Origin of the sequence: Avibacterium sp. 21-599 (assembly GCF_026226765.1) — a bacterium.
GTDB lineage: Bacteria > Pseudomonadota > Gammaproteobacteria > Enterobacterales > Pasteurellaceae > Avibacterium.
The window spans coordinates 1,062,684-1,085,754 of record NZ_JAKKOB010000001.1 but is presented as its reverse complement, the minus strand read 5'-3'; the positions used below and the strand labels follow the sequence as shown (position 1 = coordinate 1,085,754).

Genomic DNA, 23,071 nt, shown 5'->3' with positions numbered 1-23,071 from the left:
GAATAACAATAAGATTTATTCCTTTATTTATCTTCCGGTTTACGCATAAAACTGTTCGCATTCACTAAGCCTTCTTCTCTTTTAAGTGAATTTAAACGATCAGTAATTGGCGTATCTAAAATATTTCTATGTGTTAAATCAGCAGGACGATTTGGCATTTGCCCCACTTGTGAATTATGCGTCTGATAGCCTGTTGCTTGCTGTTGTCCAAATGGTTCTTGATTAACTTTTTGCATTGGCTGACCTAATGGTACGGTACGTGGTGCAATTTTAATATCTGGTGCATCAATATCACCAATCCCCGTTGCGACAATGGTTACACGGATTTCATTCGACATATCTGGTACTAACGTTGTTCCTACCACAACCGTTGCCTCTTCTGATGCAAAGGCTTTAATCGTATCCCCCACTATGGTAAATTCATCTAAGGTTAAATCAAATCCAGCAGTGACATTAACTAACACGCCTCTTGCCCCAGATAAATCCACATCTTCCAATAATGGGCTAGCAACCGCTTCCTGTGCAGCTTTCTCTGCACGTCCATCACCCGCTTCACCTTCAACCACACCAGATCCCATCATCGCGCGCCCCATTTCAGACATTACGGTACGAACGTCTGCAAAGTCCACGTTAATTAAGCCGGGAGAAGTAATCATATCGGAAATACCCGTTACTGCATTACGGAGAATATCATTTGCAGCAGCAAAGGCATTTACTAAACTGATGTTTTTACCTAATACTTTTAATAATTTTTCATTTGGAATGATAATCAAAGAATCAACGTGTTTAGAAAGCTCTTTAATTCCCATTTCGGCAAATTGCATACGCTTTGGACCTTCGAATGCGAAAGGCTTGGTTACTACAGCAACAGTAAGGATACCCAAGTCTTTTGCGATTTGCGCAACAATTGGAGCGGCACCTGTTCCTGTACCACCGCCCATACCTGCGGCAATAAATACCATATCCGCCCCTTCAAGCATTGCACGAATCGCCTCTTGATCATCTTCTGCGGCTTTACGACCAACATTTGGATTAGCACCTGCTCCCAGTCCTTTGGTTGTTGAACCACCAATTTGAACGGTTTGTTGTACTTTGCTTTTACGCAAGGCTTGTGCATCAGTATTTACCGCATAGAAAATAATTCTATCGTGTTCGTCATTTGCAGTTGGGAAAGCTAATTCATCAGCCCCCACTAATGTGCCGCCAATATCGTTTTTTATCATATTAGCAACCATATGATCCACAGCGTTACCGCCACCACCGCCAACGCCAACGACTTTAATAAGTGCGCCGTTCATATCACCAAGATCATAATCCACTGGTTCAAACATAGTTATTCTCCGTTAATGCCAGGGTTTTGCTGGCACAAAATTAAAACCTAAATTGCTCTTATTGTAGATGAAAAATGCAAATTCTCAAAATTCAGACCGCACTTTATTAATAAAAATTCCAAAAAAATAATAAAAGAAACCAAAAAATCGTAAATTTTTCACCGCACTCTATTTTAGGCAACAAAATGTTTTTCAGCAAAACTCAATACGAACTCAACCGCTTCACGATCCATTTGTGCAAATGCCTCATTCAAAGGCTGATGATTTAGTACTGAGATCAAGTTATTATTATCTAATACCTTAAGCGTTGTAGCTAATTTTTCCACTTTGCTGATCGCAATTTCTGCATTTACACTACGTTTGCTTCCTTCAAAATCAAAAGGCTTCACTACCACTGCTGCCAATGGGATTTTAATCTCATTAAGACTCTCTACAATCGCAGGAATCACCATTGAGGATGTGTTACCACCAGCAGCTGAAACTAAGATAACCAAATCACTATTACCAACCATTTGGCGTAATTTTTCTTCTACTTGTTGAGCAACTAATGTTTCTTGATTTAACTCATCACTTAGCAGCAAGCTATCTTGTGCCTTGCTCGTATTGAGTACATCTTTATCGTTATCTATAGCATAAAAAGCAAACTCATTGCTATGGGGGGAACTAATGAACGTATCGTCTTGAGCATTTTTTTGCATTTTATCCATAATCATCTGGAGTTTTTTTGTACCATAACTTCCAACACCCAGCACACTAATCAATAATTTATCACCCACTTTTCTTTCCTCTCAGCTTAAATAAAAATTGATTAAAATTCAGACCGCACTTTATTCATAATTTTTTTCACCCCAGCCCAAGCAGCGCCTAAAAAGCTTTCTCCTGAGCCATATTGATCATTAATAGGGCTTTCATCTTCATCATTATGATTATACTGTAACAAACCAACAACGGTAGAATATTGGGGTTTATTTACATAATCCGTTAGCCCAGTTATATTTAATGGGCTACCGACACGTACTTGCATTCCAAATACTTTAGTGGCACATTGTTTTAAATCTTCAATTTGTGCGCCCCCACCGGTAATCACAACACCAGCAATTAATTCAAACTTCATTTGTTTGCTTTCAAGTTCATACTGCAATTGGTTTAATTCTTGGCGAACTAAGCCGAGTAATTCTTCATAACGCGCTGAGGTGGCAACAGATAATTGTTCTTTGGTTAGCACGCGTGGCGCTCGTCCGCCAATTCCCGCTACTTCAATCCGTTTTTCTGGGTGTGAAGAAGGGGGATTCCACGCACTGCTATAATTCACTTTGATCCGTTCAGCTTCTGTTCTTGATGTTTCACAAGCATAAGCAATATCATCGGTAACACGATTTCCTGCATAAGGAATGACTTTACTAAAACGTAATGCCCCATTAGTGTAAACGACAATATCCATTGTGCCTGCACCAAAATCAATTAAGCAAACACCAAGATCTTTCTCATCTTCGGTTAACACAGAGCAACCTGATGCAACGCCTGAATAAACGATTTTATCCACTTTTAATTTACAACGCTCTACGGCTTTTTTAAGGTTGTTTTGCCAATCTTGGTGACAAGCAATCAAATGCGCTTGCGCTTTTAAACGTACACCTTGTAAACCAAGGGGATCTTTAATATTTACCTGCTTATCTACCGCATATTCTTGTGGAATAATGTGCAATAAGGAAAGCCCTTCGCCCATTCTCACTGAGCTAGCAGTGTGCATTGCGGAATCAATTTCATCTTGCGTAACTTCTCCTTCGGCAATAGGAACAAAGCCACTTTCATTCAGACTTTGGATGTGATCGCCCGTAATTGCTAAAGTAACGCTCATAATCTGGCAATCTGCCACTGATTCGGCTGCCTCAATCGCACGTTGAATAGAGGTCACCACTGCATTGAGATCAGTAATGCTGCCTTTATCAATCCCTTTAGAAGGGCAACTTCCTACACCTAAGATATTTACTACGCCGTCTGGCAACACTTCACCCACAACAGCGACGACTTTAGAAGTACCGACTTCCAATCCGACAATCGTTTTTGATTCCACAATCTTTGCCATTTTCTAACTTCTTATCAGGTAAAATTATTCATTTATATCAATCATTCCTATTGCTGCCCCTACTTTATAGCGTAGATCAACATAGGATAACTTTTTATTTTCAGGAACTTCAATTTGCGGATAAATGGTAGCAAAACGATCAAGTTTGCTTTTCCATTCTCCGCGTCCTAATTTTAATAATACGCCATTATCAAGTTCTAATTGCCAAGCTTCGCGATCATCAATCGCAACAGATTTTAACGTTAAGCCTTTTGTTTTAAGATCTTGATAAATCTTTTTCCAGGCATCCAGTACGACTAAACTTTGATAATCAGGCCCTGCTAAATGCGGTAAGTTTTTATCTTGCAACTTATCCATTGGCAATTTAAACACCACGCCATCACTAGATAAAAATTCATTATCGTTCCAAACTGCGACAGGTGTATATTCACTCACTAAAATATTAAGGCGATCAGGCCAAATTTTTCTCACTACGGCTTGTTTGACCCAAGGCATTTTTTGAATTTGCTCACGAACTAAACTTACATCTTGTCCAAAAAAACCTTTAAGATCGCCCATTTTTATCAGCATATCACGCACATCTTCATCGGTGGTGAATGCTGGCGTTCCTACCAGATTAAAAGCACTAATTGGACGATCATCTAATTTTTCCAGCCAGTTTTGCCAATTTGAGTAAACATAAAACAGTAACCCTAGACATAATAGCACAATTAATGGCTTGACCTGCATAAAAAAGCGAGATCTTGGCTCCCCCGTGCGTATGCTTTGTATCGCTTTATGCCGCCATAACTTCATTAAACACTCAGCTCCAAAATTTTCTCTACTAACTGTTCAAAAGAATAACCAACGCTCGCCGCTGATTTCGGGAATAAACTATGGCTCGTCATTCCCGGGTTAGTGTTGACTTCCACTAAGCGGAATTGCCCTTCACCGTCCATCATTACATCAATACGGCTCCACCCACGGCAACCTACTGCATCATAAGCACGCTTGACTAATTGACGTAATTCCTGTTCACGCTCATCGGTTAAACCGGCTGGACAAAAATATTGCGTATTATCAGAAACATATTTTGCTTCATAATCATAAAATTCGCCTTCAGGAACAATTTTAATAGCTGGGAGCACTTCATTGTCTAAAACAGGCACAGTAAATTCATCGCCAGCAAGCCATTCTTCAATCAAAATCGTCTCATCAAAACCTAACGCAAATTCCACCGCACTTTGTAATTCATCAAGATGATTGACTTTCTTTAAACCTACACTTGACCCTTCCAACGAAGGTTTCACCATTAATGGCAGACCTAATTTTTCGACAACAGCGACAGGATTTAGTTCAGATACTGTTGATTTTGTTACGATTTCCATATTCGCCACAGGTAAACCAAAAGCTTTCCACAGCATCTTAGTACGCATTTTATCCATTGTTAAAGCGGATGCCATTACCCCACAGCCAGTGTAAGGAAGACCTATTTGCTCAAGCAATCCCTGCATTGTGCCATCTTCGCCACCACGTCCGTGTAAAATATTAAATACACGCTCAAACCCTTGTTGTTTTAATTCCGCCACGGGAAACGTTTTAGGATCAATTGGGTGAGCATCATAACCTAGATTTTTTAAGGCATTAAGCACCGCTTCACCGGAATTAAGCGATACTTCACGCTCTGCAGAAGTTCCCCCAAGTAATACGGCAATTTTTTCTTGTTTTAATGTTTTCTTCATACTGCTTCCAATTAATTTTCTGCCCAATTTGTTGCTAATTGACGGGATAACTTACTCACATTACCCGCCCCTTGCGCCAAAATCAGATCTCCATCTTGAATCACCTGATCTAAAATTTCCGCAAGGCTTTCCTGTTCAGCGACAAAAATCGGATCGACTTTACCTAAATTACGAATCGAACGACACAATGAACGACTATCAGCTCCTGCAATAGGTGCTTCACCTGCAGCATACACATCAAGCATTAATAGCACATCCACTTGCGATAATACTTGCACGAAATCATCAAACAGATCTCGAGTACGCGAATAACGATGCGGTTGGAAAATCATCACAATTCGCTTATTTTCCCAACCTTTTTTCGCTGCTTCAATGGTTACGCCCACTTCAGTCGGATGATGTCCATAATCGTCCACTAACATTACTTTTCCATTTGGACGAATAAATTGACCAAGCTGATCAAAACGACGTCCTGCCCCTTGGAAATCGGCTAAGGCGGCTAAAATAGCCTCATTGCTAATCCCTTCTTCTTTTGCCACGGCAAAGGCTGCCGTTGCATTTAGCGCATTATGTTTACCCGGGACGTTAAGCAATACATTCACCCGTTCACCTTGCGGTGTAACAACCGTGTAATGGCCTTGAAAACCTGTTTGCTGATAATCTTCAATGCGATAATCGGCATTTTCATTAAAGCCATAAGTGATCACCTGACGCCCCACTTTTGGAATAAGTTCAAGTAACACAGGATCATCTGCACACATTACCGCTAAGCCATAAAACGGTAAATTATGTAAGAAATTAACATAGGTTTGTTTCATTTCTTCAAAATCACCGTGATAGGTTTCCATATGATCGGGTTCAATATTTGTTACCACAGAAACCATTGGCTGTAAGTGTAAAAAAGAGGCATCACTTTCATCTGCTTCAGCGATTAAATAACGGCTTGCCCCTAAATGTGCATTTGTCCCTGCTGATTTCACTAATCCGCCATTTACAAAGGTAGGATCAAGTCCTGCTTGTGCATAAATCATTGAAATCATTGCTGTTGTTGTGGTTTTTCCGTGTGTTCCTGCAATAGCAATGCCGTGACGGAATCGCATAATCTCCGCTAACATTTGCGCACGTTGAATAACGGGAATGCGGTTATTATGCGCTTCCACAACCTCAACATTATCTTCTTTAATCGCACTGGATACCACCACCACGCTGGCGCCATCTACATTAGCGGGTTGGTGAGAAAAATAAATTTTTGCCCCCAATGCACTTAGGCGTTGGGTTACCGCATTTTCCGCAATATCCGATCCCGTGACTTGATAGCCTTCATTTAATAATACTTCCGCGATACCGCCCATTCCCGCACCACCAATACCGACAAAATGAATTTGTTTCACGCGACGCATTTCTGGCACGGTTTGTCTTACTCGTTTTTGAAATTCTTTCATTGCTCTGCCTCTTGCTTTTATTCTTATTTTGCCACCGCCATAATCACCTCGGCTACTTGCTGAGCAGATTGAGGTGTGGCCATTGCTTTGGCTTTTTCTGCCATTGTTAATAATTGGCTACGATCAAATTGGTTCAACATCTCAATAAGTGCTTCTGCGCTGAGATCTTTTTGTTCAATAATTTTGGCTGCGCCCACATCAGCTAAATATTTTGCATTCAAATATTGCTGTCTATCTTTATGTTGGAATGGCACAAAAATCGCTGGTGTTCCGACAGCTGCAAGTTCACACACGGTTAAAGCACCGGAACGGCAAATAACAATATCCGCCCAGCCATAGGCCTCCGCCATATCATCAATAAAATCTGTTACTTGTACATCAGCCCCTGGCGGATAAAGTGCGGTGATTTTTTCTGACATATTTGCCCCAACTTGGTGACGAACGGTCAATTTATCCCGTAATGCCTCCACCACTTTTGGTAAAGTGAGATTTAACACGCGTGCGCCTTGACTTCCCCCCACCACAAGCACATTTAATTTTCCTGAACGCGCAGCAAAACGCTCAGCAGGGCTTGGCATCGCAAATAAAGATTGACGAACAGGATTGCCCACGACTTCAGTATTCGGGAAAGTGTTAGGAAAGGCTTGCAATACGCGCGTTGCAATTTTAGCCAGCCAAGAATTGGTCAATCCCGCCACCGCGTTTTGTTCGTGTAACACAATGGGAACTGCACACAATTTTGCTGCCACACCACCCGGGCCAGAAACATACCCCCCCATACCAAGTACGGCATTAGGCTGATAATCTTGAATAATTTTTTTCGCTTGGAAAATTGCCCGCACAATTTTAAATGGCGCGGCAAGTAAGGCTTTTATTCCTTTACCTCGCAAACCAGAAATTTGAATAAATTTAATCGGGATACCGTGCTTCGGCACTAATTGGGCTTCCATACGATCTTGCGTACCAAGCCAACAGATCTGCCAACCTTGTTGCTGTAAATATTGTGCAACCGCAATAGCTGGGAAAACGTGTCCGCCAGTCCCCCCCGCCATCACCAATAAACGTTTTTTTTGTTGTGCCACAATTTATCCTTTTGTCTTAATCATCACGCAAGCGTGCGTGTCCACTTCGCATCAGTCGATTTTCGTGATCAATGCGCAATAAAATGCCGATACACACCGACATAATAATCAAACTTGATCCCCCATAACTTACCAAGGGGAAGGTTAATCCTTTGGTCGGTAATAAACCTAATGCCATTCCTAGATTCACAAAGCCTTGCAAAAAAATCCAAAAACTGATACCGAAGGCGAAAAACCCTTTGAAACGTTGCTCTAGTTGTAATGATTCTCGCCCAATTTTCATTGCCCTAAACACCAATAATGCTAACAATGCAATGACAAATAAAATGCCGATTAAACCAAATTCTTCTCCGACTACTGCCATCACGAAGTCAGTATGAGCTTCGGGTAAATATTCTAATTTCTGAATGGAATTTCCCAATCCTTCCCCTGTAATTTCGCCTCGACCAAATGCCATTAATGAGTTTGAAAGCTGAAATCCCGTACCATAAGGGTCTTTGAAGGGATCCAGAAATCCAGTTACACGTTTTGAACGATAAGCAGTAGAAAAAATAAGCCACAAAAAAAGCAATCCACCAGAACACGCCAAGGCAATAAATTGCCAGCGATTTGCCCCTACCATCCAAAGCAAGCCAAAAGTAATCACAAATAATACAAAAGTACTTCCAAAATCGGGTTGCAACAATAATAAAGCGCCCAATACTCCCATTACAATGAATGGTTTGAGGGCACTAAGTTTGCGGCTGAGCACTTCATCGTAACGACGAGTAAAATAGCTCGCCAAAAAACAAGTGAGTGCCAACTTCGCAAATTCAGCGGGTTGGAAATTAAAGAAAATCATTGGAATCCAGCGTCTCGCACCGTTAATTCTTGCCCCAATCCCCGGAATAAGCACCATTACGAGCAAAATGATTGCGATCCAAAAAATATAGCCATAATATTTTTCCCAAAACGTCATTGGGATATTTAAGACGGTGTAGCAAGCAAAAATAGACAACACCACATAAATGGCATCACGTTTTGCAAAATAAAAAGAATCATTGAATAATCTCGCCCCCACAGGAATAGATGCTGAGGATACGGCGATCAATCCAATCACGAGCAAACTCAAAAACAACCATAATAATGCTCTATCGTAGAGCAAATTATTTGGTGTGATTCTTAACTGGGCTTTTAACTTTTCAATAAACTGCATTGATGATTCTCTAACTTAATTTCGCTAAACGAGTAAATTCCTCACCGCGTTTTTCAAACGAGGCAAATTGATCAAGACTCGCGCAAGCAGGGGAAAGTAACACCATATCGCCCTCTTTTAGTTTTGCACGAAAATCCTCTATCGCCTGTTCCATTGTGTCAAATAAATGACTTTGCGTAGAAAGTTGTGCCAGTTTTGCACCATCTTGCCCAAAGCAATAACATTCAATATGTGGTTGATTAATCAGCGCAGCGAGTTCAGAAAAATCAGCCCCTTTTCCATCTCCACCGAGCAATAAATAAAGTTTACCCGCCACTTGCAAGCCAGTGAGTGCGGCAACGGTGCTACCGACATTAGTGGCTTTGGAATCGTTAATCCAACGTACCCCCTGTGCCAAATGAGCTAATTGAAAGCGGTGATCTAAACCGGTAAACTCACGCAGTGCGGTGCAAATTCCTTGCAAATTTATCCCCGCACTTTGTGCAAGGGCAATGGCAGCAAGCGCATTCATATAATTATGGCGACCTGTCAATCTGATTTCATCGCAAGGTAATATCACCTCATCGTATGCCATCAAATATTGTTTACCGTTTTCTGTTTTTAACCAATAATCCGCATTATGTTCGGCGAAACTGACTTGTTTTCTCGCTCGCAAGCTCCCTTCTTGTTGAGTGAGTGGATCTTCGGCGTTAATTACTGCAGTTTGGCAATGATGATAAATTTTTAACTTTGCTTGGCGATAATCTTCTAAATCCACATAGCGATTCATATGATCTTCACTCACATTCAGCACAGTGGCAGCAACGGCTTTTAAGCTATAAGTGGTTTCTAATTGAAAGCTTGATAGCTCCAATACATAAATATCGTGATGTTGTTCAAGTAAAGAAAGCGCTGGAATGCCAATATTACCGCCCATTCCCACTTTCAAGCCCGCTGCTTTCGCCATTTCAGCTACCAGTGTGGTAACGGTACTTTTTCCATTTGAACCAGTAATCGCAATAATCGGTTTATCTGCGGCACGGCAAAACAATTCAATATCGCCCACCACTTCAACGCCAGCTTGAAGTGCGGTGTAAATTTCTGGTGTTTTTACCGCAAGCCCGGGGCTTATCACAATCATATCGCTTTCCAGCAACCATTGTGAGTTCAGGCTCCCTGTATGCACGAGAACATTTTTCCTCAACTGCTCTACACCAGCAGGTGATTGGCGGGTATCCATCACACGAACCTTTGCTCCTTGAGCAAGTAAATATTCCACACAAGACAGACCGGTTTTCCCCAAGCCAACCACACAGATATTTTTATATTGATATTGATTCATTGTTTGCTTTCACCCTTTTCTAACGTAATTTCAACGTAACCAAGCCAAGTAATACAAGCATTAAGGAAATAATCCAAAAGCGGATAATCACACGCGGCTCAGGCCAGCCTTTTAATTCAAAATGGTGATGAATGGGTGCCATACGAAAAATACGTTGTTTACGCAGTTTGTAAGAACCCACTTGCAAAATCACTGACAGCGTTTCCATCACAAAAACCCCGCCCATAATCACTAATAGAAATTCTTGTCGCACAAGCACTGCAACCACGCCTAATGCGCCACCTAGCGCAAGTGATCCCACATCGCCCATAAAAACTTGTGCTGGGTAAGTATTAAACCAAAGGAAACCTAATCCCGCCCCCACAATCGCAGTACAAAACACGACCAATTCAGAAGTATATTTTATATGCGGAATATACAAATAATTCGCCCATTCTATGTTACCCGTTGCCCACGCAATCAAGGCAAATGCACCAGCAACAAATACCGTTGGCATAATGGCAAGTCCATCTAAGCCATCGGTTAAATTTACCGCATTACTTGTGCCAACAATAACAAAATAGGCTAACACAACATAGAATAAGCCAAGCTGTGGCATCACTTCTTTAAAAAATGGCACAACAAGGCGTGTTGCATCGGTATCTTTGCCAACTGCATACATACCAAACACCGCCACTAAGGCAATCGCAGAAAGCCAAAAATATTTCCAGCGTGCAATTAAGCCGTCTGTATTTTTGCGGGTGATCTTGCGGTAATCATCCACAAAACCCACAACACCATAACCGAGCAAAACAAGTAAGCTAAACCAGATATAAGGATTGGCTAAATTCGCCCAAAGTAATGTACTGACGGTAATGGCGAATAAAATCATAATCCCCCCCATCGTTGGGGTACCTTTTTTGCTTAAATGGCTTTCTGGCCCGTCATTACGCACTTCTTGCCCAAATTTTAGAATTTGTAAACGGCGGATCACTTTTGGTCCAATCCATAAAGAAATTAACAATGCCGTTAATAATGCCAAGATCGCACGTACGGTAATATAAGAAATAACATTAAAACCACTATGGTATTGTTGCAGATATTCTGCGAGCCAAACTAACATTGGAAGCTATCCTTTAATAATTCAATCACATTTTCTAATTGCATTCGGCGAGAGCCTTTGGCTAACACCACGACAGATTGATTTTGTGCTAATTTTTCTTTAACTAATTCAATAACAAAATCAGCTAATTGATTTTGTTGAGAAAAATGCGTTCCGCCACATTGGGCTGAAATTACCGCACTTTCCTTACCATAACTTGCGACAAAATCTAATTGTGCAGCTTGTGCAGCCTCTGCCACTTGCTGATGACAAAACTGACTATTTTCGCCTAATTCTGCCATATCGCCAACAATTAAAATGCGAAAAGCGGGATATTTTTGTAACACTTGAATCGCCGATTGCAAAGAATCCACATTGGCGTTGTATGTATCATCAAGTAACAATAAATTTTTGCAAGGCTGAATGGGGAATAAACGCCCTTTCACTTTTGTCCCTGTTGCCAAACCTCGTTGCACATCAGAAAGCGTTGCCCCCACATTCATTGCCAAAGCAGCAGCGGCTAAGGCATTACTGATATTATGTTCACCTAAATAAGGTAACTGAATTGCAATATCCCCTTGCGGACTGTGTAAGACAAATTGCGATCCTTGCTCGTTGAGCTGAATTTCTGTGGCGTAAAAATCAGCTTGTGAATTTGTTAAAGAAAACGACCGCACTTGATGATCGGCGATATTCTTTTGCCAATCAGATAAATAATTGCAATCTAAATTAATTAATGCGATGCCTCGTGGCGCTAGACCTTGATAAATTTCCCCTTTAGCTTGTGCTACCCCAGCAAGGCTACCAAAACCTTCTAAATGTGCGGCGGCAACATTATTGACCATTGCTACGTTAGGACGCACTAATTCGGTGGTGTAAGCAATTTCACCAAGATGATTCGCGCCTAATTCGATCACCGCAAATTTATGTTGTGGCGTAAGACGTAATAGGGTTAATGGCACGCCAATATCGTTATTAAAATTACCGTTGGTAAATAAAACCTGAGAAAAATCCCCCGCACTTTGTTGCAAAATGGCAGCCGTCATTTCTTTTACCGTGGTCTTGCCCGATGATCCTGTTATTGCCACAGTTAAAGGGTTAATTTCTGCTTTTAACCATTTGCCCAATTGTCCTAAAGCAAGACGAGTATCAGCCACAATGATCTGTGGTACGTTAATTTCACATAGGTGATCCACAATCACCGCCAATGCCCCTTGTTCTACGGCATTGGCTAAATATTGATGGCCATCAAATCGCTCGCCTTTCAAGGCAAAGAATACGCCTTGTGGATTGGCTTGACGGGTATCCGTGCTGATATTTTCAATCACCACACTACCTCCACCAGAAAGTGTGCCATTGAGAATATTCGCCAATTGTTGTGTCGTTAATTTAATCATTTTGTTTCACTAAAATATTGTTTTACTGTGGCTTGATCGGAAAATGGCAATTTGCTTGTGCCAATAATTTGATAATCTTCGTGGCCTTTACCCGCAATCAGCACCACATCTTGTGGTTGCGCCATTGTAAGTGCTTGTCTAATTGCTTGATCACGCTGATGAATAATCTTCACCTTGGTTAAATCAACAAATCCAGCTTGAATGTCTTGCATAATTTTCGTTGCATCTTCAGTGCGTGGGTTGTCATCAGTAACAATCACGAAATCAGCAAACTGTTCTGCAATGCGTGCCATTTGTGGACGTTTGCCCTTATCTCGATCGCCACCGCAACCAAAAACACAATAAAGCACGCCATCACAATGTAAGCGTGCGGCTTGCAACGCTTTTTCTAATGCATCTGGCGTGTGGGCATAATCCACGATAGCGGTTGCTTGGTTTGGGGCATTCAAACGCTCCATTCGACCACAAACGCCCTGTAATTTTGCCGCACTTTGGCAAAGTTCGGTTAAGGAATAACCTAAAGCAAGGAGGCTTGCAAAAGCGAATAATAAATTGCTGACATTAAATGCACCGATCAATGGGCTGTGTAATTCTCCCTTGCCCCAACTGGACGCAAAATGAATTACCGCGCCTTGATGATGAAATTGGATTTGCTCTGCTTTTAACCATTGTTGATGCGTTGGTTGATAATCCGCTTTCATACTTACTGCAATGGCATTTGGCAATGCCTGCAACCATTGTGCGCCAACGGGATCATCAGCATTAATCACTTTATGCTGAGTCGCTAATTCGCTGAATAAACGATATTTCGCCGCCGCATAATTTTCCATTGTATGATGATAATCAAGATGATCACGGCTCAGATTGGTAAAAATCGCCACAGCAAATTGCAAGGCTTCAACACGATGTTGTACTAAGCCGTGTGAAGATACTTCAATCGCTGCAAAATCTGCCCCAGCTTGCACAAAATGATCCAACGTAGATTGAATTTCAATGGCTGAACCGGTGGTGTTTGCCGCTTCCTTTATCTGCCCAAGCAACCCATTCCCAATTGTCCCCATTACCGCGCTATGATGTCCAAGCAAGTTCGCCCACTGCGCCAAAAGCTGAGCTACCGTAGTTTTACCATTCGTGCCTGTTACACCGACTAATGTTAAATGATGAGAAGGATCATCATAAAATTGCCCTGCAAGATGAGATAAATGTGATGCTAACTCATAATAAGCGATAAGCGGAATACCTTGTTCCATTTTGACGGCTAAATGTTGTTGCGGAAAATCTGCCTCAAAAAGCACCGCACTTGCGCCATTGGCAATAGCTTGTGGAATATAATTTCTGCCGTCTGTTTGATGCCCTTTTATCGCAACGAAAAGACAGCCAGTCTTTACAGAGCGGCTGTCTAAGGTCATTTCGGTCAGCTCAACCTCTTGAGGTAAATAGTTTATCCCCAAAAGTGCGGTGAGTTTTTTCATTCTTTTTTCCTCTACCAGAAGCTAGTTGGTTTTTTCATCTTTTTTCTGATCACTTAAACGAACAGTGCGTTTTGCGACTTTTTGTTGCGCGATGCCATCCGGCGTAACATTATTCATTCGTAGTGCATATCCCATAATATTTGAGAATAATGGGGCAGAAACCGCACCACCGTAATATTGTCCTGCTTTTGGTTCATTAATCAGTACAATCAAGGCATAACGAGGATCAGAAATTGGGGCAATGCCTGCGGTATAAGCAATATATTTATCCACATAGCGACCTTTCTCCAGTTTTTTTGCCGTCCCTGTTTTTATCCCAACACGATAACCTTCTACCATTGCGCGTTTATTTTTAATTGCCACTTTTTCCATCATATTGACCACTTCACGGGTTATTTTTTCGGAAAATACGCGCTGACCAATCACTGGCGGATCAACCTTAGTAATGGAAAGTGGACGATAAATCCCAAAGCTTCCTAACGTTACGTAAGCACGCGCAATTTGTAGTGGTGTCGCATTTATCCCGTAACCATAAGCCACGTTAGCGCGTTCAATATCTGCCCAGCGTTTGCGATTTGCATTTAAAATGCCTGATTGTTCACCAATCAACCCTAACTCTGTTGGCTTCCCTAAGCCCGCATTTTGGTAGGTTTCCATTAATGCACTCGGTGGCATACGCAAAGCTAAACGACTTACCCCTCGGTTACTGGAATTTTCGAGAATTTCATCAAGGGTTTGGCGATCTCTCGGAGCGACGTCTTTCACTTCGTGTCCATTTAACACCAAAGGCCCTGTATTAATCACTTCGTTACGCCCTACCACACCGTTTTGAAGTGCGGTCAAAACAACGAAAGGTTTTACTGTCGAACCGGGTTCAAAGGTGTCTGTAATCGCTCGGTTTCGCATTAAATCCGCTTTCACACCAACACGGTTATTTGGGTTATAGGAAGGGGAATTGACCATCGCTAACACTTCACCAGTGCGAATATCCACTAACACTGCGGTACCTGATTCTGCTTTATTCTCTGCCACCGCTTTTTTGATTTCACGGTAAACCATTGATTGCAGTTTTTCATCAATACTTAAGGTAACGTCGTGGGCATCATATTTTTTGACATCTGCAATGTCTTCTACAACGTGTCCAAATTTATCCTTGCGGTAAGTACGAGAACCCGATTTTCCCACCAATAACGCGTTAAAACTTTTCTCAATCCCTTCAATGCCTTCACCATCAATATTGGTATAACCAATTAAATGAGCCGTTTCCTCGACTCTAGGATAAAAACGGCGAGCCTCTGTTTTCAGTACAACGCCTTTAATTTTTAGTTGCTTAACATAATCCGCGACGGTTGGTGAAACCTGACGAGATAAATACACGAAACGCGAAGAAGGATCTTTTTCCACGCGTTTAATTAAATGGCTATAAGAAACACCAAGGGCTTTGGCTAAGGCTTGCCAACGATCTTTATCCTGTAAAGAATTCTCTTCAAACACAAATTTTGCGTCAGCCACCACGGAATACATTGGCACGCTTACAGAAAGTAATTGTCCATTACGATCTAAAATTGAACCTCGAACTGAAAGCACCTGTTGTGTTCGCACTGAACGCTTATCTGCCTCATCAGCAAGAGGATCCGCATTTACCACTTGCACATAAGCCGCTCGGGCAATCAATGCAGTTAACAAAACCATAGTGGCACAAACAGCAACACGAAAACGTACCAGCAAAAAACTACTATCGTAAGAAATTTTAGGTTTATTGCGTTTAATCGCACTGCCTGTGCTAGTGCTACGCTTTGCTTTATTATTTTTCTTAATCATCCTTGCCCCTCAAATTATTCTAATAATAAAATTTCTTGTTCTGGCGAGATATGTTGCATTTGTAATTTCCCAGTTGCAATCGCCTCAACACGAGTATTATCACTTTGGGTTGCTTCTTCTAACTTTAAGTTTAAAAATTCATTTTCTAAGGCTTGGTGTTGTAGGACTAATTCGCCTTTTTCTGCAATCAGCCCACGCGTTTGGTGAGTAATCCAAATTGTGCTTAGCGCACTCACAATCACTAATGCCATTAACGCCATCAAGAGTTTGTTTGAGGCAAAAAGATCCTCGACAATAATGCTACGCAATGGATAGCGTTCTGAATTTTCAATCATTTTTATACCCTCTCCGCAATGCGCAGCACTGCACTCCTAGAGCGTGCATTTTGTGTAATTTCTTGTTCTGTTGGCATAATTGCTTTACCAATGGTTTTTAAGGTTTGGCTACGCTGAATTTGATCTTCGCGTAATGGAAGGCCTTTTGGTAAACTTTCCCCCTTGCTTTGCTTACGCATAAAATGCTTCACCATACGATCTTCAAGGGAATGGAAACTGATGATTGACAAACGCCCTTGTGGCGCTAACACTTGTAAAGCCCCGGCTAAAACACGCTCTAGCTCTTCCAATTCGGCATTAATAAAAATACGAATGGCCTGAAAACTGCGTGTTGCAGGATGTTTATGTTTATCCTTAAAAGGCACTGATTGAGCGATTAATTCAGCTAATTGCAAGGTACGATGCAGTGGCTCTGTGCCATTTTGACGTGCGTTTTTATTATAATTAACAATAGCTTGCGCAATACGCTTAGCGAATCGCTCTTCACCAAAGGTTTTCAGTACCCAAGCAAGATCTTGTTCTGAAACCTGTTGTAACCACTGAGCCGCTGATAAACCTTGCGTAGTATCCATTCGCATATCAAGTGGCCCATCTTTCATAAAGCTAAAACCGCGTTCTGCTTCATCCAATTGCGGTGAAGAAACACCAAGGTCGAGCAAAATCCCATCAATTTTCCCAACTAAACCGAGTTTCTCGCAGATCTCAGGGATCGCTGAAAAACTCTGATGCTCAATCTGAAAACGTGGATCTTGAATTTGCTGTGCTACAGCAATGGCACGGGGATCGCGATCAATGGCAATTAATCTGCCATCTTGTGATAAGCGAGATAAGATCAGACGAGAATGACCACCACGCCCAAAGGTACCATCAATATAGATGCCTTTTTCTTTCAATGCCAAGCCGTCCACCGCTTCATTCAATAAAACGGTAAAATGTTCAGGTGAAGAAAAAAGGTTCTGCGCGTTCATAACTCGTTGTAAAATAATAAAAAATTAAATATTAAAATGAGATAATGCGGTGTACTCAAGTACACCGCTTATCTCTGCTAGTGCCGCTGCGCTTGCTGGAAGTTCATCTTCTCTTATAACGACAGCGTAATTAATTCAGGGGATTGAGCAAGCTGCCCACTTGCACCAAGGGCCATATCTTGTTGAATTTGAGCTTGCCATTCTACATTGCTCCAAATTTCAAATTTATTTAACTGACCCACTAACATTGTGCTTTTTTCCAGTTTTGCATGCTGGCGTAATGGCGCGCTAATCAAAATTCGCCCTACGCTGTCAAGCTCACATTCTGTGGCATAACCGAGCATCACACGCTGCAAACTGCGTTGCACAGGATCAAAATTCGACAAACTTAATAACTTTTGCTCAACAATTTCCCATTCATCTAGAGGATAAAGTAGCAAGCAAGGTTGGCGAATATCCACCGTGCAAACCATTTGACCATTATTTTTTTCTAGGATCTCTGCGCGATAACGGGTAGGAATGGCAAGCCGTCCCTTTGAATCCAAATTTACCGATGATGCGCCACGAAACATTGTTTGAGATCTCTTGGTTAAAAATAAGTGCGGTTGTTTTTTACGGATTTTTTGCAGTTTTTACCACAAAACACCACTTTTTACCACTTATGCGTAAGTTTAGTATTAGTTTGACTAAGTTGCAAGCAATTTGATCCTACCTTATGTAAAGATTTGTCTATTTCAGGCAAAAACAAAGCCATTTGAGAAAGCCCCAAATGGCATTGTAAAAAATGCAAGATCGCGATCGGATCTTAAGAATTGGTTTTCTGATCCTTTTCTACTTTTTTCGGTGGTTCATCATCAAATTTCACCACCGGCACACAACTACGACAAGCCCCTTGATCAACCCCCAATTCTTTGCAAAATTCGCTATATTTATCCCATAATCTGCGTAACACGCCTTTTGGCTGATTATCCATTTTTCCTCCTATATCGCTATTATTCCTTGATGTGATTTATCTCTTATCATAAAAGAATTTTTTGCTTTTGCAATAACCGTTTTATTTCTTCCCGACAACCTTGCAACCATTGTTTTTTAGCGCTTAAAGGCAACGTTTTCATTTCACAATAATGCGCTAACAATGGCATATTTTGTGGGCTAACTTGTGCAAGTAAACGCTGAATAGCTGGTACTGTGCTGGCAAGATTTCGCTGGTAATAAGCAAAATAATATAATGCTTTCTTATCTGCTTCCGTTAATTTCTTATCCTGTTCTACACTTATAAATTGCGCTGCTAAAGGGTGAAAAGATAGCCCAATATTACGCTGAAATGCTAGCACCAATTCGTTACAAAACTGTTTTCCTACCGCACTCTTTCCTTTTAGCGCTATTGCGGTATAACAACCGCTACTCGCCTCTTTATGCTCGCCTAAATAAACCAGCTCAAAACCACATTTTTGCCAAAAATAAGCTAATTCTGCTGAATAACCAAAACTTACGGAAAGAAAATCGCTCGCACTATGCGCTATCACTTGTGCAATTAATCTCGTACCGATCCCTTGATGTTGCCATTTTGGTTGTACCGCAATGCGTGAAATGCGGGTAGAAGTCAGTTTACAGGCGGCTTCATTCAAACTAGCTTGACACAATATTTGCGCCACTAAATTCCCTTTTGGACGACGAACACCTTGCATTATCCCTTCAAGCACTGCCCTATCTTGTATTCCGCCTTCCTGCAATAACCAAACCGCCCCCAACAAATCGTCCTTTGCTTTCGCCAATAAAAATTGCTGATCTTTACCATCAAGTAAACGGCGCAAATCAGTGGGAGAGGTTTTGTAATGCGCAAGAGTAAGCAAGCCATAGAGCGCTTGATATTGTGTTTGTTGGAAAAGGCTTGAACTGTGATGCCAATAAAACTGTAACGCTGAATTTGGGTGGAAATTTAGCTGTACTAAGTTGTTTTCTGCCTCTAATAAAAGAAGATCGGCAATAAAAGGCTCAATAAGATCATCTTCACGCCAGCGTAACGGCGTGTTTAGCTCGAAATGTTGCAAAGTGCGGTAATTTTTTTGCATAAATTTAAGCAAAAAACCACGTCCTGTTCCTTCATAGCTTTGGATTGTCGTCGTGCATAAAATCGCGTGAAAATGAGAGGTTAGCTGCATTAATAACGGCAGAGGGATCATTGCGGCTTCATCAATGATCAGCCAATATTGGGTAAATTTATCCGGATTTTGTTGCACTTGTTGAGCGAGATCATCTGGAGCAATAAAAGGTAAATTCTTCTGAGCAAAATCTTGTAAAATTTGCACCGCACTTTTATTCGGTGCGGTGAGAATGACCTTGTCTAAATGAGTAGCAAATAATCCCGCCAATGCCGATTTTCCTCGTCCACGTTTGGCGGTGATGACATTGATCTCTTTTGGTTGATCCAATAACCGCTGCAAAATATGTTGTTGATCTTGGGTGGCTGAATAAACAGGTTCTAGCACTTCGCTCACTGGCTTATAGGGTTCTGGTAAAAATAACGCGTTATTGTACTGCTGGTAAACAGGAAAGCCATACTCTCGCACTTTTTGTTGCATAAATTGCACAAAATTTGGCGTGGGAATACCTTGTGGAACCCCGCTCCAACGTTGGCTATCTAAATCAATTTGGGAGGCTAAATGTTGCCAATGATGACACAATATATAAAGCCGTCCTCCTGCTTGTAGGGTGCCAGCTGCAATCGCAAGCGTATCCAAATTTAGGCTTTGTCTAGCATCATAAATAATCAGCGAATGTTCACGTCCAAGCTGATTTTTCGCTTTACTAAAAGGAATTAACTTAATCTTTTCAATGGCGAAAAGTGCGCTAGAATTTTCATCGAAAAAAAGCACCGCACTTTGCGTTTCAAAGCGTTCTAAATAAGAGAATAAAGGAGAAAGTTGTGCCTGTAACCACTCATCTTCTCCAACCAAGAAACAAAGCTGACGGGGTTGCAAGGCTAGCCTTTTTCCATTAAATAAGGATCGGCAAAGCCCAATTCTTGCATTATTTCCGTTTCAAGGCTTTCCATTTCTTCTGCCTCATCATCTTCAATATGATCATAACCAAGTAAATGCAAACAACCGTGAACCACCATATGCGCCCAGTGAGCCATTAAAGGTTTGTCCTGTTCTTTGGCTTCACGTTCCACCACTTGACGGCAAATCACTAAATCGCCGAGCAATGGCAATTCCACTTCTTCAGGACATTCAAAAGGAAAAGAAAGCACGTTAGTGGGATAATCTTTGCCACGATAAGTAGCGTTTAACATTTGGCTTTCGGCTTCGTCCACCACACGAATGGTGATCTCTGGTTGTAGGTTTTCTGCTTGTACTGCCGCCGTTGCCCATTGTTGAAATTGCTGTTCTGTCGGCAAATTTTCTAGCTCTTGTGAGGCAATTTGTAAATCAACGATCACATCTTTCATTCTGTTTCTTCTCATTCTAAAGCTTGTTGTTTGGATTGTTCTTGCTGACGCTGTAAGGTGCGTTCTTGGTGGCGAATTTCTTCTTGTTCGTCCCATTTATCATACGCCTGTACCACTTTAGCGACCACTGGATGACGCACAATATCTTTACTATCAAAATAATTAAAGCTCAATTCCGGCACATTTTCTAGCACTTCAATGGCGTGGCGTAAGCCTGATTTTTGGCTACGTGGCAAATCAATTTGCGTAATATCGCCCGTAATTACCGCTTTAGAATTAAACCCAATACGGGTTAAAAACATTTTCATTTGCTCTGTTGTGGTGTTTTGGCTTTCGTCTAAAATAATAAAACTATCATTTAGCGTACGTCCACGCATATAGGCAAGCGGTGCAATTTCAATGACATTGCGCTCCATTAACTTTTGTACTTTTTCAAAGCCTAACATCTCAAACAAGGCATCATAGAGCGGTCGTAAATATGGCTCAATTTTTTGCCCTAAATCGCCGGGTAAAAACCCCAATTTTTCCCCAGCTTCCACTGCTGGACGAGTGAGCAAAATACGGCGAACTTCTTGTCGTTCTAAGGCTTCTACCGCCGCTGCGACAGCTAAGAATGTTTTTCCGGTTCCAGCAGGCCCAATCCCAAAGCTAATGTCGTAACGTAAAATATTATGCAAATACTGAATTTGATTTGCGCCACGCGGTTTAATCAAACCACGTTTTGTTTTAATGGTGGTTTGAAAAACATTAGGTATCGCCTCTTTTTCTGCACTAGCACAATCTTCTTGCACTAACATACGCTTTTCTTGAATCGCTAAATGAACATCCGCTAAATCAATCTCTTTTACCTTGCCACGAACAGTGGCTGTTTCTGCATATAAATGCTGAATTAAATCAGCCACTTGAGCCAATAGCTTCTGATGAGGCAATTTACCATTGTGTTTTGGCATAATCGTAAAAGTAAAATTACGTCTTACAATATCCAATTGAAATTCTTTTTCAATGAGCCGAATATTTTCATCAAAAGCGCCACATAAGGCTTGTAGACGTGTATTATCTTGCGGTGATAACGTAAACATTTCTTGAGTTGAGTTAGACAAAGTGCCATCCTTTATTTTGCTAGCCCTAATATACTAGAAATAGTATCACGTTTTATGTAGGAAAACTTACATAATTTCCCTATCTAGTTATTTGATACACGATCTAAAGATCAAATTAGTTAATCATTTCTTTGCCTAAAACCCGCTCCAATTCAGCCATATCGGTAATTCCTTCTTTTACTTTCTCCAATCCACTTTCTCGTAGGGAAGCATAATCCGTTTGATAGGAACGTTCCCCATTATAAAAGTGCGGTTGTAAAAATTGGTAAATGCCACTGCGCCCTTTAGAACTTATTCTCTTATATTATTCGGGGTATCCCTATTTGCCTCCTAGTGACTCATAAAACGCTTCAATTTACAACCGCTCTTTTTCACCACCAAACTCATCAAGTAGATTTTCTGTCAGCTTGGCTAAAATGCCGGTCATTAATACAAAATCAGCGTCAAAACGTTGTGCGACATCTTCTTTCAAAATATCGTCATTTTTTTCCCGCACTTCATCGGCAAACTTCAAACGTTTTAAGGTGCCATCTTCATTGAGTACAAACATAAGATGCGCCTCCCATTCTAAAGCCAGCTTTGTAATCACTTTACCTGATTGTAAAAGCGACAAAATTTCCTGTGCATCTAATGCTTGTTGTTTGCAACGAATGACGGCATTATCTTGATCGCCCCGTAATTCTGCATCTTCTAAAGGAATTAACCATTCTGGCGTATTTTCCTCGCTCACCCATTTACTCATTACTGCACTTGGCTCATAAGCAAAAGCAAGTGGCACAACAGGCAAAGAGCCGAGAGATTTTCGCAATAAAGCTAAGGCATCTTCTGCTCTTTTGCTGGAGGCAGCATCGACATAAATTAGCTGATTTTCACTATCCACCCAAATCGCCGTTTCCTGATACTTGCTAAAAGCACGTGGCAGCAACATTGCTACCACATCATCTTTTAGCGCTTGCTTTTCTACTTTCTTTAATTTGCGATTTTCTTTTTGCTCAAGTTCATTTATACGTTGCGCTAATTCCCGTTTTATCACTTGCGCTGGGAGCATTTTTTCTTCTTTACGTGCAACGAATAAAATCTGTTTTCCCACAGAGAAATGCAACAATTCACTGGTTTTTAATGGAGAAATCCAACCAAACTTTTGCATATCTCCCTGTCCACAAGGATGAAACTCACATTGCGCAAGCTGGGCTTGTAAATATTCAGCTGACCAATCTAATTCTTTTGTTAAACGATAGGTCATAACGTTCTTAAACCACATAGGCATT

At 41.2% G+C, this 23,071-nt stretch carries 21 protein-coding genes; all 21 read right to left on the bottom strand.

All coding sequences use genetic code 11. The annotated features are described in order from the left end of the window. Window positions 1–23 precede the first annotated feature (23 nt). The 21 genes from ftsZ to rdgC all read right to left on the bottom strand — a co-directional run bounded on the left by ftsZ (window position 24) and on the right by rdgC (window position 23,064). Entirely contained in the window at window positions 24–1,331 is a 1,308-nt protein-coding gene (gene ftsZ / locus L5B83_RS05350) for a cell division protein FtsZ (RefSeq protein WP_250349641.1), read from the bottom strand. A gap of 173 nt (window positions 1,332–1,504) precedes the next feature. Next, window positions 1,505–2,107 carry a hypothetical protein gene (locus L5B83_RS05345; protein WP_250349640.1) on the bottom strand — a complete coding sequence of 201 codons (603 nt, stop codon included), beginning with the start codon at window positions 2,105–2,107 and terminating at the stop codon, window positions 1,505–1,507. 32 nt (window positions 2,108–2,139) lie between these two features. After that, entirely contained in the window at window positions 2,140–3,417 is a 1,278-nt protein-coding gene (gene ftsA, locus L5B83_RS05340; protein WP_250349639.1) for a cell division protein FtsA, read from the bottom strand. A 24-nt stretch (window positions 3,418–3,441) separates the two neighbouring features. After that, entirely contained in the window at window positions 3,442–4,212 is a 771-nt protein-coding gene (locus tag L5B83_RS05335) for a cell division protein FtsQ/DivIB (RefSeq protein WP_395895920.1), read from the bottom strand. After that, window positions 4,212–5,138, bottom strand: coding sequence for a D-alanine--D-alanine ligase (locus tag L5B83_RS05330; RefSeq protein WP_265777809.1), 927 nt, complete (start codon window positions 5,136–5,138; stop codon window positions 4,212–4,214). Before L5B83_RS05330 ends, L5B83_RS05335 begins: the two co-directional genes overlap by 1 nt. A gap of 11 nt (window positions 5,139–5,149) precedes the next feature. After that, complete coding sequence (gene murC / locus L5B83_RS05325) at window positions 5,150–6,580, bottom strand: UDP-N-acetylmuramate--L-alanine ligase (RefSeq protein WP_250349637.1); 1,431 nt, start codon at window positions 6,578–6,580, stop codon at window positions 5,150–5,152. A 23-nt stretch (window positions 6,581–6,603) separates the two neighbouring features. Next, complete coding sequence (gene murG / locus L5B83_RS05320; protein ID WP_265777808.1) at window positions 6,604–7,662, bottom strand: undecaprenyldiphospho-muramoylpentapeptide beta-N-acetylglucosaminyltransferase; 1,059 nt, start codon at window positions 7,660–7,662, stop codon at window positions 6,604–6,606. Window positions 7,663–7,678: 16 nt separating this feature from the next. Then, complete coding sequence (gene ftsW / locus L5B83_RS05315; protein ID WP_265777807.1) at window positions 7,679–8,857, bottom strand: putative lipid II flippase FtsW; 1,179 nt, start codon at window positions 8,855–8,857, stop codon at window positions 7,679–7,681. Between the two features lie 10 nt (window positions 8,858–8,867). Further along, window positions 8,868–10,178, bottom strand: a complete 1,311-nt coding sequence (murD, locus tag L5B83_RS05310) for a UDP-N-acetylmuramoyl-L-alanine--D-glutamate ligase (protein WP_265777806.1) — start codon at window positions 10,176–10,178, stop codon at window positions 8,868–8,870. 19 nt (window positions 10,179–10,197) lie between these two features. After that, the gene (mraY, locus tag L5B83_RS05305; RefSeq protein ID WP_265777805.1) at window positions 10,198–11,280 is read right to left on the bottom strand and encodes a phospho-N-acetylmuramoyl-pentapeptide-transferase; all 1,083 of its coding nucleotides are present in this window, start codon (window positions 11,278–11,280) and stop codon (window positions 10,198–10,200) included. Then, a complete protein-coding gene (murF, locus tag L5B83_RS05300; protein WP_265777804.1) occupies window positions 11,274–12,656 on the bottom strand; it encodes a UDP-N-acetylmuramoyl-tripeptide--D-alanyl-D-alanine ligase in 1,383 nt (460 codons plus the stop codon). The genes mraY and murF overlap by 7 nt, the downstream gene beginning before the upstream one ends. Further along, entirely contained in the window at window positions 12,653–14,128 is a 1,476-nt protein-coding gene (murE, locus tag L5B83_RS05295) for a UDP-N-acetylmuramoyl-L-alanyl-D-glutamate--2,6-diaminopimelate ligase (RefSeq protein ID WP_265777803.1), read from the bottom strand. Before murE ends, murF begins: the two co-directional genes overlap by 4 nt. Before the next feature lie 21 nt (window positions 14,129–14,149). Next, the gene (gene ftsI, locus L5B83_RS05290; RefSeq protein ID WP_265777802.1) at window positions 14,150–15,949 is read right to left on the bottom strand and encodes a peptidoglycan glycosyltransferase FtsI; all 1,800 of its coding nucleotides are present in this window, start codon (window positions 15,947–15,949) and stop codon (window positions 14,150–14,152) included. Window positions 15,950–15,963: 14 nt separating this feature from the next. Further along, the gene (gene ftsL / locus L5B83_RS05285) at window positions 15,964–16,284 is read right to left on the bottom strand and encodes a cell division protein FtsL (protein ID WP_250349629.1); all 321 of its coding nucleotides are present in this window, start codon (window positions 16,282–16,284) and stop codon (window positions 15,964–15,966) included. Between the two features lie 2 nt (window positions 16,285–16,286). Continuing rightward, window positions 16,287–17,252: a 16S rRNA (cytosine(1402)-N(4))-methyltransferase RsmH gene (gene rsmH, locus L5B83_RS05280; protein WP_265777801.1), complete on the bottom strand. Its 966-nt coding sequence runs from the start codon at window positions 17,250–17,252 to the stop codon at window positions 16,287–16,289. A 113-nt stretch (window positions 17,253–17,365) separates the two neighbouring features. Next, a complete protein-coding gene (gene mraZ, locus L5B83_RS05275) occupies window positions 17,366–17,824 on the bottom strand; it encodes a division/cell wall cluster transcriptional repressor MraZ (RefSeq protein ID WP_265777800.1) in 459 nt (152 codons plus the stop codon). Window positions 17,825–18,057: 233 nt separating this feature from the next. Beyond that, a complete protein-coding gene (locus L5B83_RS05270) occupies window positions 18,058–18,225 on the bottom strand; it encodes a DUF5363 domain-containing protein (RefSeq protein WP_250349627.1) in 168 nt (55 codons plus the stop codon). 46 nt (window positions 18,226–18,271) lie between these two features. Continuing rightward, window positions 18,272–20,233: a GNAT family N-acetyltransferase gene (locus tag L5B83_RS05265; protein WP_265777799.1), complete on the bottom strand. Its 1,962-nt coding sequence runs from the start codon at window positions 20,231–20,233 to the stop codon at window positions 18,272–18,274. A 2-nt stretch (window positions 20,234–20,235) separates the two neighbouring features. Next, complete coding sequence (ybeY, locus tag L5B83_RS05260; protein ID WP_250349625.1) at window positions 20,236–20,703, bottom strand: rRNA maturation RNase YbeY; 468 nt, start codon at window positions 20,701–20,703, stop codon at window positions 20,236–20,238. A gap of 11 nt (window positions 20,704–20,714) precedes the next feature. After that, entirely contained in the window at window positions 20,715–21,782 is a 1,068-nt protein-coding gene (locus L5B83_RS05255) for a PhoH family protein (RefSeq protein WP_265778385.1), read from the bottom strand. A 376-nt stretch (window positions 21,783–22,158) separates the two neighbouring features. After that, the gene (gene rdgC, locus L5B83_RS05250; RefSeq protein ID WP_250350723.1) at window positions 22,159–23,064 is read right to left on the bottom strand and encodes a recombination-associated protein RdgC; all 906 of its coding nucleotides are present in this window, start codon (window positions 23,062–23,064) and stop codon (window positions 22,159–22,161) included. Between the last annotated feature and the right edge of the window lie 7 nt (window positions 23,065–23,071).

Bases quoted from the DNA above. Each gene is read 5' to 3' on its own strand.
- mraY (WP_265777805.1), bottom strand. From the start codon at position 11,280: ATGTTAGTTTGGCTCGCAGAATATCTGCAACAATACCATAGTGGTTTT.
- rdgC (WP_250350723.1), bottom strand. From the start codon at position 23,064: ATGTGGTTTAAGAACGTTATGACCTATCGTTTAACAAAAGAATTAGAT.
- ftsA (WP_250349639.1), bottom strand. From the start codon at position 3,417: ATGGCAAAGATTGTGGAATCAAAAACGATTGTCGGATTGGAAGTCGGT.
- rsmH (WP_265777801.1), bottom strand. From the start codon at position 17,252: ATGAACGCGCAGAACCTTTTTTCTTCACCTGAACATTTTACCGTTTTA.
- ftsL (WP_250349629.1), bottom strand. From the start codon at position 16,284: ATGATTGAAAATTCAGAACGCTATCCATTGCGTAGCATTATTGTCGAG.
- ftsZ (WP_250349641.1), bottom strand. From the start codon at position 1,331: ATGTTTGAACCAGTGGATTATGATCTTGGTGATATGAACGGCGCACTT.
- mraZ (WP_265777800.1), bottom strand. From the start codon at position 17,824: ATGTTTCGTGGCGCATCATCGGTAAATTTGGATTCAAAGGGACGGCTT.
- L5B83_RS05270 (WP_250349627.1), bottom strand. From the start codon at position 18,225: ATGGATAATCAGCCAAAAGGCGTGTTACGCAGATTATGGGATAAATAT.
- L5B83_RS05255 (WP_265778385.1), bottom strand. From the start codon at position 21,782: ATGTTTACGTTATCACCGCAAGATAATACACGTCTACAAGCCTTATGT.
- ybeY (WP_250349625.1), bottom strand. From the start codon at position 20,703: ATGAAAGATGTGATCGTTGATTTACAAATTGCCTCACAAGAGCTAGAA.
- murF (WP_265777804.1), bottom strand. From the start codon at position 12,656: ATGATTAAATTAACGACACAACAATTGGCGAATATTCTCAATGGCACA.
- murD (WP_265777806.1), bottom strand. From the start codon at position 10,178: ATGAATCAATATCAATATAAAAATATCTGTGTGGTTGGCTTGGGGAAA.
- ftsI (WP_265777802.1), bottom strand. From the start codon at position 15,949: ATGATTAAGAAAAATAATAAAGCAAAGCGTAGCACTAGCACAGGCAGT.
- murE (WP_265777803.1), bottom strand. From the start codon at position 14,128: ATGAAAAAACTCACCGCACTTTTGGGGATAAACTATTTACCTCAAGAG.
- ftsW (WP_265777807.1), bottom strand. From the start codon at position 8,857: ATGCAGTTTATTGAAAAGTTAAAAGCCCAGTTAAGAATCACACCAAAT.
- L5B83_RS05330 (WP_265777809.1), bottom strand. From the start codon at position 5,138: ATGAAGAAAACATTAAAACAAGAAAAAATTGCCGTATTACTTGGGGGA.
- murC (WP_250349637.1), bottom strand. From the start codon at position 6,580: ATGAAAGAATTTCAAAAACGAGTAAGACAAACCGTGCCAGAAATGCGT.
- L5B83_RS05335 (WP_395895920.1), bottom strand. From the start codon at position 4,212: ATGAAGTTATGGCGGCATAAAGCGATACAAAGCATACGCACGGGGGAG.